Origin of the sequence: Pareuzebyella sediminis, assembly GCF_008367235.1 — a bacterium.
Classification (GTDB): Bacteria; Bacteroidota; Bacteroidia; order Flavobacteriales; family Flavobacteriaceae; genus Pareuzebyella; species Pareuzebyella sediminis.
In genome coordinates this window covers 30,246-42,564 of the sequence record NZ_VTZS01000008.1, presented here as the reverse complement: position 1 = coordinate 42,564, position 12,319 = coordinate 30,246, and the positions used below count along the sequence as shown (strand labels likewise).

Here is a 12,319-nt window from a genome sequence, read left to right as displayed (position 1 = left end):
AACGGAGTAGAAAATAAAACGGTGCATTTAAGGACAACGTATAATCTTTTAGAACTGTTTTCTTGCCCTTCTGTTCCTACTACTTCGAAAGTTCCTTCCCCTATCGTTCAAGGAGGCTATAACGGCCCAAAGAACACAAAGTGAAGCTATAGCAATAATTGCAATATTTATCTGAAAAATAAATTCCACTTTTTCCATACCAGAAATATACTGAAAATTTCAGAAATTTTTGTCAAAAAGAAGTGCAAATTGCTGAATTTCAATAAAATAAGAACTTTCACTCCATTCGAGTTGAAAAGGTATGGCATAATGTGTTTGGCAAAAACAACGAAATGGCAACAAGGGCTATAATTCAGCGTGGCACTCAATTAGCCTTGTAATTCCCTATATTTAGTCGGCATGATATTTCCCAATTGAAAAATCCCTTGGATTTTCCACGCCGAAATCATAGCCCAACCACCAATACAAAAAATGATACTTAGATGAAACAGTACACCTTATTCTTAATCCTCATCTTTACAATTACCTCAATATATGCACAGACCAAATTAATTAAAGCTTCTGCTTACCTCGATGTGAAGTCTGGAAAATTGATACAACCAGCAAACCTTCTTATTGAAAATGGATTGATTAAATCGATTAATCCAAAATCTATTCCTGAAAGCATTGAAGTAATAGATTTGGGTAGCCAAATTCTTTTGCCTGGTTTGATGGATATGCACGTTCATTTAAATATGGATTTCGTTCCTAACCATTTTACTCTGTTCGTAATTGATAACGCAAGCAAAAGTGCTTTAAGAGCTGCAAAGAATGCTGAGTCAACTTTAATGGCAGGTTTTACTACCGTTAGAAATATTGGTCAATTGCACCCCTCTATTGAACTAATTGATGTTGCTTTAGCAGAGGCCTCTGACAATGGCTGGATCAATGCTCCTCATATCATTCCTACAGGACATGCGCTCGGAATTACTGGAGGACATGCCGACCTTTCCATGCAGGGTGGTTTTGCCGAAACCGTGATAGATTTGGGGCCTGAATATGGTATAGCCGACGGAACAGATGAATTTGTAAAAGCGGCACGCTATCAAATCAAACATGGAGCAAAGGCAATTAAGATTATGGCCACAGCAGGTATGTCTTCTTTGGAGGGACCATCAGGGGCTCAACAAATGACAAAAGAAGAAATAACCGCTGTAGTGGAAGAAGCGAATAGACACCATATAACGGTGGCGGCACATGCCCATGGTTCCGATGGTATTGTCGCAGCGCTCCAAGCCGGGGTCACCTCAATAGAACATGGTTCCCTTCTTTCTGATGAAGCCATCAAACTATTTATCCAAAAAGGAGCCTATTTAGTACCAACAAATGCTTTATTGGACATCATACCTTTAAGCTATGATAAGATGAACCCGATCGTTGTTGAAAAATCAAAAAACAATTTACCCTTGGCAATTAAGAGTCATGAAAAGGCAATAAAGGCGGGGGTCAAAATTGCAATGGGTACAGATGCCCCGCTAGTACCGCATGGGAAAAATGCACTTGAACTTTCCGCAATGATGAAAAGAGGAATGAAATCCTTTGATGCAATAAGAGCGGCTACCATACATAGTGCAGAAATGTTAAAGATCGACGATAGAGGAGAAATAAAAGAAGGATTATTAGCAGATATAATCGCAGTAGAAACAAATCCACTCGAAGATATTAAAACGCTAGAAAACGTAACATTTGTTATGAAAGGTGGGACAGTTTATAAGAATGAAAAGTAAATCAGCAGGACACTTAATAAAAATAATAGCCGAGACCATCGTAAATTCAAGGATGATAACCGCTTCAACTTTCGTTTCAATTGAATGGGGATTGTAACGCAGTCGGCTGTTATTCTAATACTAAACGTTATTCCAAGTTAAAATCAACTGTAATGAAAATTAGAGAAGCACAAAGAAATGAATATACCATTTCAACTGACAAGGATAAACTAGATATTTTGAGCATCCACAAATTCCTTGCAAACGAAACTGATTGGGCTAAAGGAATTCCGATCAATACTTTGAAAACATCCATTGAAAACTCGTTGAATTTTGGGCTTTATTACAAAGACAAGCAAATTGGCTTTGCTAGAATAATTTCGGACTATTCAACTATTGCATATTTAGGAGATGTTTATGTGTTAGAGAAATATAGAGGAAAGGGATTAAGTAAGTGGCTGATAGATGAAATAATGGAACACCCTAATCTTCAAGGATTAAGACGCTGGATTTTAGTAACTGATACAGCTGAATGGCTTTATAAAAAATTTGGGTTTACCGAAATATCCAATCCTGAATTTTATATGGAAAAACATAACCCGAAGGTATATGACGGATTAGTTAAAAATAATGCCATCAATGTCTAAAAATAATAGCGGTGCAATCAGTAAAACGAAGTCGAATAAACATAAAAAAGTCTAGGTTTAACCAAAAAGTACGTACTCAAAATCCGCTACTATTCTAACGCTAGATCGTTAGCCACAAGCAAAAAAATGACTGGAAAAAAGATACTTTTAGGAATAATCCTGATACTTATCGGAATGATTGGCATTGCATCTATACTAACGATGGATATCCCGCTACCTTCCGAAGTTGAAGCTATTTTAAAAGACAAATTTACAGCAGGACAAATCAAACTATTAACCCTAATTAACCCAACTATTTTGTTGGTAATATTGGTTGTAATTGGAACCATATTATATCAGAAAGTCAATTTAAAAGTCCCGATTATTGAAAAGCTCATTGGCATACGGAAAGAAAGTATCAAAACTACAAGTATTCTTAAGTACGGACTTGTAGGAGGAATATTATCAGGAATCTTGTTAAGTCTTGTCAGCTTCGTTTTTAATCCAATTGTACCAGCCGAATTTCTTGAATTGAGAGAATCCTTACAACCAACATTAGCGGCAAGGTTCTTATATGGAGGATTAACGGAAGAAATAGTAATGAGATTTGGTTTAATGACCTTAATTATTTGGTTATGCTCGAAAATATTTAAAGGCACAAAACCATTTGTGTTTTGGATAGGTATTGTACTCTCTGCTATACTTTTTGCTTTTGGACATTTTCCAATTGCCTATCAAGCGGTTGATCATCCAACAACGGGATTACTAGCCTATATTTTAATTGGAAACTCGCTTGGTGGAATTATTTTCGGTTGGTTATACTGGAAAAAAGGACTGGAGAGTGCTTTTATTGCTCACATTTTCGCCCATATAATTATGGTATTTGCCGAACAATTTTCAATTTAAATAAAGCCAATGGCTAACAACCTGCCATAACATTAGCTAAAAGCAACGTCTTCACCACTGCCTTTTATTTTACGGGTGTTTATCGATCGCTACGCCCGGTGGTACGATAATCTATACTCCCAATATCGTAAAACACAAGACCGATATCCACTTCATAGTTGCCGGATTTTGCTATATTTCCGTAGAAATCAATACCAGCGCCACAACCCGCACACTGCTTTTGCAGATGTCGTGTGTAACAGGTCGTTAGGCTTTAGAATCAGAAAGATAATTATGCGTAAAATTCAACTATATTTAACGATTACTTTCTCTGCCTGTCTCCTGCTGTACTGTAATCGACCTTCCAAAAATCAGTTTGAACTAACTCCTGAACAAACTATTGCTTTTAAACGGGCACGTGCCAATGGCATTTTAGTTAACGAAGGCCTTGAAAGATGTAGACGGTTCGTAAAAGATTGGCTGGCTTTTGCAGATTCCACTACTGGTCTTATCCCTAGAAACTTGTATGAAGATCCGGATATATGGAATGCCAAGGATGCTGCAGCCGATAATTATCCGTTTATGGTCTTAACTGCGGCCATTACCGACCAAGCACTTTTTGAGGGACGGATGCTCGAAATGTTGAAAAACGAAATTCGGCTTACCTCACGTATCGATAAAATGCCCGATACGTATTCCTTTAGTAAGAAAGGTTTTTATACTGCCGAGGCGGACCTAAATAGTATTCTTTTCGGCTCATCGGAATACATCAAAGATGGTTTATTGCCGCTAACAGAATGGTTGGGCAAGAGCCCTTGGTCAGAAAGAATGATCGGCATCTTGGATGACATGTGGAAACATGCGCCCGTGGATACGGATTTTGGCCGTATTGTCTCCACCAATGTTGAACTTAATGGCGAAATGCTACAAGTACTCTCACGCGTATATTGGATGACAGGAGAACAAAAATACCTCGATTGGGCTATTCGATTAGGCGATTATTATTTATTAGGAAACCAACATCCGACCAGGGATTTCTCGGAACTAAGATTACGTGACCATGGCTGTGAGATAGTATCCGGATTGTGCGAGCTTTATGTTACAACCCATTTTGCGGCGCGCAAGAAAAAAGAGGAATACCGGCACCATATCCACGAAATGCTTGATCGTACCCTAGAAGTTGGCAGAAACAAGGATGGTCTTTTTTATGATGTCGTTAATCCGCAAACAGGGGACATCCTAAAAAAAGGTATTGCCGATAATTTCGGATATACATTGAATGCATTTTATTCCGTGTATCAGGTAGACTCCGTGGAAGCTTACAGAGCGGCTACTTTACAAGGTCTATCGGGTTTAAATGACAGCTATAGAAACTATAATTGGGAAAACGGTTCTTCCGATGGGTATGCCGATGCGATCGAAGGGGCTTTGAACTTATATGCCAGAGAGCCTATAACAGCTACCGCTACCTGGATAAATAGTGAAACTCAGGTGATGTGGTCTTTACAAGACTCCAGTCTCCGTGCAAACACTTCGCAATGGCGTTCATCGGGCATTATTGAAGGATGGCACGGGGATGGAAATTTTGCTAGAACTACAATTATGTATTGCCTTTGGAAAACGCAAGGCATAACGGCTTATCCATGGCGCTCAGACCTTCAAATAGGGGCCGTAATGCAAAAGGACGATCTACTTTTCAGTATAACACTAGACCAAGATTGGACAGGTATTTTAAAATTTGACACGCCCAGGCACCAAACCGTTATGCATATGCCCTTGGATTGGCCTCGAATCAACCAATTTCCAGAATGGTATACTGTAGAAAAAGACCATAGGTATCAATTAATCAATACTAGCGAAAAGAACCACCAGTCGTTTTCAGACAAAAAGCTAGCACATGGCATTCCCATTTCATTGAAAAAGGGAGTGCATCAATTTATATTGAAAAAGAAAAAATCAGCACCATAATTTTGATACTAGGTAGGTTTAAAATTGTATCCGAATCAAAGAAGAGGCCATACCGAAAAGCGTATAGGTTGTATCTGTAACGGCAGAAATGATCTTAAACATATAGATTAAAACAGGCTCAAACAGGGTCGCGATTTGAGGAGCAATAGAACAATACCGAAGCCCTTGTACTTTTGTAAATCGTCGTTCGTACGCAATAAAAACTTATTTAAATCCGTAACCCGCGGAAGAAGAGTTTCGGCTACAGTCTATAATAGATCAAAAATAGAATGGTGTAGGTTAAAACTGTTTCCTCGCCCTTCTATTTCTACTGCTCCTAAAATTCCTACTACTTTTGGTCAAGCAACCGACAAAAGCCACCGCTCCAGCAAGTAGAATAACAGGAACCATGATGAGATAACTTCGATAGGTGCATCCGTACCCTTGGGATACAAAGAATATTTGAGTTTTATGGCCATGCCAGCTTGACCACTTTGCAAGGTAATCACTGCCACTAACAGCTTTCAGCCGTCCGGTCAAGCGGCCAACGTACTATAACACAGGGCTAAAAGCAATTTGGTACGGCAATCTATACTCCCAATACCACAAAATCCAAGAGCGATGCCTCGCTACGGCCGGAGAACTATAAAGCGGGTCGTTTGGAAGGCCGATATACACTTCATAGTTGCCGGATTTTGTATATCTCCGTAGAAATCAAAAAAAAAGTGTCGGGAAGTTTTTCCTTTCGGGCCTCGCCTCCAACCTCTTTGAGTGCCGACGGGCACAGCGGAGGTGCCAAGGATTCCACTACCTTTTCATTGAAAATCGATATGCTCAAAATCGCTATCCACTACTAAGTTTTTTTGAATGGCCCATAAAGGAAAAATATACTAACAACACCCTAAAGTAAGAGAATGCAGAACCAAATAAAATAATGGCTTCATTGACAATTTTCCCACCCTCATTACCTCAAATGCCAATCGAGGTATTTTTATAAATCGATAGTAATAATCCTACATTACCAGTTGACGTACTTTTAACTAGCGAGACCAAATCCGCTTTATGAGACAGTTGCCCTGGAGCTTTAAGCAAGCTGAGACGGAAGGGTCGTTTTTAACCCCGATGGCCATTTCAGGCTTCAACAAATACGCTCTACCCTTTCATTTTTCACACATTTAAAAAGCAAAAAAAATCATGGATAGCGGATTCACCCCAACAACTGTAAAAAATGAAGCCCGGAAAGGGCATTCCTCACCCCATAACGCTATAGTATCACTCAATTTCCCGAAACAAATAGGGCCATTGATCTCAAAAAACGTTTTGCCCGAAATTGCCGTCATTACGACATATCCCCCTAGGGAATGCGGTATTGCCACCTACTCCAAAGATTTGGTCCACTCGCTTTCCGAAAAATTCGGGAACGCCTTCGATGTATCAATCTGCCCTTTGGAAACCGAAGGGATTCGACACACCTACGATCAAGACATACGGCATTCATTGAATACGGAATCAGCCCTTGACTTTCTACAAGCGGCCTATACGATCAATTCCAATCCCCGTATCGGAGCGGTCCTCATACAGCACGAATTTGGTCTATTTCAGCAAAACGAACAATGCTTTATCGAGTTTTTGGACCATATGGACAAACCGGTGATCATCACTTTTCACACCGTGCTACCGAATCCGTCGAAAGAACTGAAACTCAAAGTTTCGAACATGGCCGCCCTCTGCGAATCCATAATTGTGATGACCCATACTTCAGCCGAAATTTTGATCAAAGACTACGCCATTTCCGCAGAGAAAATACAGGTAATAGCCCATGGGACCCATTTGATAGAATATGGCAACCGAGACACTTTAAAAATCAAACATAACTTGGAGGGACGGACCGTGCTTTCTACGTTTGGACTTTTGGGGCCCGGTAAAAGTATAGAGACCACTTTAAATGCTCTTCCCCATATCATCGATAACACCCCTGACGTGATTTTTCTGATTATTGGAAGAACCCATCCTACTTTGTTAAAGGAGCAGGGCGAGGCTTACCGCAATTTTTTGGGGGATCGAGTACGTGATCTGGGTCTTGAAGACCATGTTCGTTTTATCGACAAGTTCGTTCCACTCGAAACCTTGCTTGAATATTTACAGCTGACCGATATTTATCTCTTTACCTCGAAAGACCCCAATCAGGCGGTTAGCGGAACATTTGCCTATGCCCTGAGTTGTGGTTGCCCCATCGTATCGACCCCCATACCCCATGCTTTGGAAGTCTTACAAAATGGTTCAGGAACGACCTTTGATTTTGAGAACTCCCTAGAGCTGGGCCAAAACGTTATCGATTTATTGAATGACGAGGAAAGGCGAGTTAAAATGAGTCTCAACGGAATGCACACCACGGCTGCTTCAGCTTGGCAAAATGCGGCCATTGCCCATGCCAAAATCTTTGAGGAAGTATCAAAAAAGCCCTTTTCCTTAACGTATCAAAAACCCAAAATAGATTTAAAACATTTAAAAAAGATGACCACTAATGTGGGGATCATCCAATTTTCGCAAATTAATCGGCCCGATATTGAAAGTGGATATACTTTAGATGATAATGCACGGGCATTGATCGCGGTATGCCAACATTACCAACTGACCAGTGACGAATCTGATTTGAAATATATAAGATTGTACTTCGACTTTATCTTCTGTTGCTTTCGCCATGATGGGAAATTTTTGAATTATGTGAACAAGGAATACCAGTTTACCGACCAAAACACCCAAGTAAATCTCGATGACGCCTGTGGCCGGGCCATTTGGGCACTTGGTTACTTGCTTCATATTTCCAGGGTATTGCCCCCAGAATTTGACATCGTTAAAGGCAAGGCCCAGTTTGTATTCGAAAATTCGGTAAGCGCCATGTTGGATGTGACTTCACCGAGGGCCATGGCTTTTATCATTAAAGGCATTTACTATTATAGTAGTATCGACGATAGAATTTGCCTGAAAGGAGCCATCGAAACGTTTGCGGATAAATTGGTGTGGCAGTTCAAACTCGAATCGGATAAGGATTGGCATTGGTTCGAAAACGGTCTTACTTATGGCAATAGCGTTATTCCACACGCCCTATTGATGGCCTATTCTTTAAAGTTAAAGCCCGAATATCGCAAAGTAGCGAAGAATTCCTTTGATTTTCTTATTTCAAAGATTTTTAAGGATGGTATGATATCGGTAATATCCAATAAAAAATGGCATTACAAAGGTCAAGGTTCTAACGAGACCTTTCAGGGCGGCGAGCAACCTATTGATGTGGCCTATACGGTATTGGCCCTACGATTTTTTCACAAAATATTTCCATTGCACGGTTACGATCAGTTGATGGAGCATGCCTTTGCTTGGTTTTTAGGAAAAAACCATCTTCGACAAATGGTGTATAATCCATGTACCGCCGGTTGCCATGACGGTCTGGAATTAAGCAATGTGAATTTAAATCAAGGTGCCGAATCGACCGTTAGCTATTTAATGGCCCGTATGGCTTTCGAAGATTTGAACGATTAGTCATCTTCATTTCATGAAAAGGTTCAAGGCCTTATTTTAGGGCGTGGAGTAATTCTTCCATATGAACGGTAGCATACGAGGAAGAATAATCGGAGACCGCATAGGGCAAAATTAATTCCCCGTTGTTGATCAAAGAACCACAAGAATACACCACGTTAGGCACATATCCCTCCCGTTCTTTTTCCAAAGGGGAAAGTAGGGGTTGGGAAAGCCGCCCTATTTCTTTCGTCGGATCGTCGAGATCAAATAGGGAAGCACCTATACAGTACCGTCGCATCTGACCTACCCCATGGGTAATAACGAGCCAACCCTCTTCGGTATAAAGTGGTGCACCACAATTGCCGATTTGGGTAAATTCCCAAGGGAACCGAGGTTCCTGAATTTTGATAGGATCGTTCCAGAGCGTATTTCGTTCGGAAAACATTACATAATTATTGACCCCGTCTACCCGGGCCAATACCGCATATTTTCCTTTGATCTTTTTCGGGAACAAGGCAAAATTTTTGTTCTGAGCAGCATTTCCATGCATCGGCATGATCCTAAACGAACTGAAATCATCGGTAGACAGCAGTTTGGGCAAAATGGTATGCCCATCATATGCGGTATAGGTCGCATAAACCTTAACTGAACCGTCATCTTCAATAAATCGTACGAACCTGGCGTCTTCAATACCCTTACTCTCCGATGGTGAAGTAGGGAAGATAACCCGTTCGGAAATATCGGAATCTAGATTGAATTCAATATCGTAATACGAATCAATAAGCCATGTCATCTCCTCTAAGGCCAATCGCTTATCCGTACCGATATCGCTGGCCATGATTTGGTGGACCGACCTTTTTAGTTCATGATAATCAAAATGATCGGGCAGATCGTTCATGATCAGGGCAGAATATTTCTCGTCGATATTCATCTCATTTAACTTCTGCACGAACCTTCCCTTATCGTATGATTTCTTGCGAACGATTTTTGCCATATCGATATGGTTTCGAACCTTATTGGGGTGAAAATCATTGTTCGAATCCAGAATTCCGCGACGAAAAACTATCGAAGAGAGATGGCCTTCCCCGGTGGCGCGGAAAGAAAGAATTACCCTTTTCTCACCCTTGGCCAAAAAAGACTGATCAAAATCTTCAATGATGGAAGGGTTGAACATTGCCGCAGATTCGATAGAATATTCCATAGTGGCGTAGGAACCTATAAGAAGCTTCGCTTCCTTTGTAAGTTCGGTTGCATCGATATCAAGCGATTCGATGAGGCCTCTGTGGTTCTCGAAATGATTCAGGAAAATCTGCGAAATATTGCGATGGCGACCCGCAAATTCGCGAAAAGTATGTTCCAACTGGCGGCTTACTTGTTGCTCGTCGAGAGTAAGTACCCTTTTGATGAGTTCCGAGGTTCGTTTTTCCCCATTATTGAAGAATCGGGCCACGACCCTACTTGAATCAGGTAAAAATTTTGTTTCTTTTCTTTGAACGGAAACCTGCATCGTATACTTAAATTAAATTTTTATTGGACGGATATCCGCACGGACCGTCACCGACCCCTGAGGAAATTCATATGCCTATTTTTTATATTTTGGCGTGAAACAACCCCAAATAGACAACCTCAGGTCGTAAAGCTATGCCGTCATAAAGCGTTTGCTACTGTACAATCGCTTCCGAATAGTGGGAAGGGGGAGTTTAACAATTCAATCATGGTCGTAAAGTGTGCGTAGTATACATCCAATACTCAAGATAGAATGTAAAACTTGGATTGTATTTAGGCGGCAAGTTTTCGACATTCGACCGCACAGGCGACACAGGCCTCCGCACATTTTTTGCAATGCCCATGATCATGTTGCCTACATTGTTCCGCACACCATTCACACACTTCTGCACATAACTTGCACGCCTGCCCGACGTAAGGACTGTCGGCCACCATGTACTTTATACTGATAAGGCAAGCATCGACGCACTGGTAACAACAGTTCGGACAATCGTTATCGCTTTGCATGGTCGCCATTTGCACCAAACAGTTCTGACAGTCCAACAGGCATTGCTGACATGATGTTATACAGGCTTCATATTTTGATTTCATTTATTTGATTTTTAGAAGGTTTACATACTTTATATAAGCTATGCTGCCACCCCAAAGGGGAAATCACAAGGCTCCAGGTCTAGGCGTGCTGTTCATCGTGCTTGCCCTCGATCACTTCTTCAATAATCTTATCACAAAATGCAGGTAAATCGTCGGGGTTTCTACTGGTAACGAGACCATTATCGACCACTACTTCTTTATCTTGCCATTCCGCTCCGGCATTAATCACATCTTCCTTGATACTTTTAAAAGAGGTAACCTTTCGGCCATTGATCACACCCGCACTTATCAAAAGCCAAGGTGCATGACAAATGGCAGCGACCGGTTTACTACTTTCAAAGAATGCCTTAATAAAATTTAGAGCGACCGTATGGGTTCTCAAACTGTCCGGGTTCAGCACACCACCGGGTAATACCAAGGCATCATAATCCTTAACGTGGGCTGCATCGACCTTTTTATCGACCTCGATGTGCTTTCCCCAGTCGGCTTTGTCCCAGCCTTTGATTTTTCCTTCTTTATCGGAGACGATATGCACTGTAGCCCCTTGGTCCTTAAGGGCTTTCAACGGTTCAAACAATTCGGACTGCTCAAAGCCGTCCGTGGCAAGAATAGCTATTATTTTATCTTTTAGTTTCATGGGTTTTATTTTAGTACTTCGTTAAAACCTATTTGCTTCTGCTATGAAAATTAGCGGTTCCTGCCTCCGAGACGTTGCTCTATTGACTCCAAATTTGATTGTATCAGGTATCGCCATTTAAAGGAGGTATGCTGCTATTTTCGAACAAAAAAAGCGCTCCTTCAAGGAGCGCTTTACAATTTTCATTTTACCTAATGACCTTTACGAAATGGCCTCTTCATTCAATCGGCTTTCGGCTAATTTATCCAACTTATTGTCCGCGTTGTATTCCTCGTCCAAGGTTTCCTGCAATTTTCCCGCAATACTTCCATGGCCCAGTTCTTTGGCGTATCGAACCGCGGTTCCGTAGCCCGATATTTCATAGTGCTCGACGCGCTGTGCTTCGGCAATAAGGCCTGCATCCATAACCTCGTCCGTTTCGGCCTCGTCCATAAAGCCCTTCGCTTCCCTTATAAGGCCTTCCATCGCTTTGCATGTTTCGCCACCGGGTGAAATATTGAGTGTTTTACATATCGATTCGATACGGCTTTTCTGGGTCTTGGTCTCTTCCAAGTGATTTTCAAAGGCCTCCTTCAGCTTTTTGTTGGTCGCTTTTTTGACCATCTTTGGCAAGGCCTCGATCAGCTGTTCTTCCGCGCTATATAAATCTTTCAATTGATGTTCGAATAACTCTTCTAAATTTTTCATGATATTCTTTTTTGAGGATTAAACTTATATCCAAGGTAGGTACATCATTCGATCCATTTGTGTGCGATGAGATGAAGTTTTGACCTCAAAGCCATTTTTTACAAAAGCCCTGACATACTTTATGAGCGTATTGGGATTTTGACTTGATTGCGTTAATATAAGCCTCAATAATAGTATTT

The 12,319-nt window shown here is 41.0% G+C and carries 8 protein-coding genes; 5 read left to right on the top strand and 3 right to left on the bottom strand.

What is annotated here, in order from left to right; translation table 11 throughout:
• Nucleotides 1-482 precede the first annotated feature (482 nt).
• The 5 genes from F2B13_RS19895 (at nt 483) to F2B13_RS19875 (ending at nt 8,740) form a co-directional block, all read left to right on the top strand.
• On the top strand, nt 483-1,766 hold the full coding sequence (locus tag F2B13_RS19895) for a metal-dependent hydrolase family protein (protein ID WP_149304953.1): 1,284 nt from the start codon (nt 483-485) through the stop codon (nt 1,764-1,766).
• 152 nt (nt 1,767-1,918) lie between these two features.
• Nucleotides 1,919-2,392, top strand: coding sequence for a GNAT family N-acetyltransferase (locus F2B13_RS19890; protein WP_149304952.1), 474 nt, complete (start codon nt 1,919-1,921; stop codon nt 2,390-2,392).
• 126 nt (nt 2,393-2,518) lie between these two features.
• The gene (locus F2B13_RS19885) at nt 2,519-3,277 is read left to right on the top strand and encodes a CPBP family intramembrane glutamic endopeptidase (protein WP_149304951.1); all 759 of its coding nucleotides are present in this window, start codon (nt 2,519-2,521) and stop codon (nt 3,275-3,277) included.
• Nucleotides 3,278-3,550: 273 nt separating this feature from the next.
• Nucleotides 3,551-5,224, top strand: coding sequence for a hypothetical protein (locus tag F2B13_RS19880; protein WP_198440172.1), 1,674 nt, complete (start codon nt 3,551-3,553; stop codon nt 5,222-5,224).
• Nucleotides 5,225-6,397: 1,173 nt separating this feature from the next.
• The gene (locus F2B13_RS19875; RefSeq protein ID WP_198440171.1) at nt 6,398-8,740 is read left to right on the top strand and encodes a glycosyltransferase; all 2,343 of its coding nucleotides are present in this window, start codon (nt 6,398-6,400) and stop codon (nt 8,738-8,740) included.
• Nucleotides 8,741-8,771: 31 nt separating this feature from the next.
• Here the strand turns inward: F2B13_RS19875 and F2B13_RS19870 are convergent, their stop codons facing one another.
• From F2B13_RS19870 to F2B13_RS19855, 3 genes are all read right to left on the bottom strand, one after another.
• Entirely contained in the window at nt 8,772-10,226 is a 1,455-nt protein-coding gene (locus tag F2B13_RS19870) for a glycoside hydrolase family 130 protein (RefSeq protein ID WP_149304950.1), read from the bottom strand.
• A gap of 669 nt (nt 10,227-10,895) precedes the next feature.
• The gene (locus tag F2B13_RS19860; protein WP_149304948.1) at nt 10,896-11,453 is read right to left on the bottom strand and encodes a type 1 glutamine amidotransferase domain-containing protein; all 558 of its coding nucleotides are present in this window, start codon (nt 11,451-11,453) and stop codon (nt 10,896-10,898) included.
• Between the two features lie 201 nt (nt 11,454-11,654).
• Nucleotides 11,655-12,140: a YciE/YciF ferroxidase family protein gene (locus F2B13_RS19855; protein WP_149277703.1), complete on the bottom strand. Its 486-nt coding sequence runs from the start codon at nt 12,138-12,140 to the stop codon at nt 11,655-11,657.
• Between the last annotated feature and the right edge of the window lie 179 nt (nt 12,141-12,319).

Bases quoted from the DNA above. Each gene is read 5' to 3' on its own strand.
- F2B13_RS19885 (WP_149304951.1), top strand. From the start codon at position 2,519: ATGACTGGAAAAAAGATACTTTTAGGAATAATCCTGATACTTATCGGA.
- F2B13_RS19880 (WP_198440172.1), top strand. From the start codon at position 3,551: ATGCGTAAAATTCAACTATATTTAACGATTACTTTCTCTGCCTGTCTC.
- F2B13_RS19895 (WP_149304953.1), top strand. From the start codon at position 483: ATGAAACAGTACACCTTATTCTTAATCCTCATCTTTACAATTACCTCA.
- F2B13_RS19890 (WP_149304952.1), top strand. From the start codon at position 1,919: ATGAAAATTAGAGAAGCACAAAGAAATGAATATACCATTTCAACTGAC.
- F2B13_RS19870 (WP_149304950.1), bottom strand. From the start codon at position 10,226: ATGCAGGTTTCCGTTCAAAGAAAAGAAACAAAATTTTTACCTGATTCA.
- F2B13_RS19855 (WP_149277703.1), bottom strand. From the start codon at position 12,140: ATGAAAAATTTAGAAGAGTTATTCGAACATCAATTGAAAGATTTATAT.
- F2B13_RS19860 (WP_149304948.1), bottom strand. From the start codon at position 11,453: ATGAAACTAAAAGATAAAATAATAGCTATTCTTGCCACGGACGGCTTT.
- F2B13_RS19875 (WP_198440171.1), top strand. From the start codon at position 6,398: ATGGATAGCGGATTCACCCCAACAACTGTAAAAAATGAAGCCCGGAAA.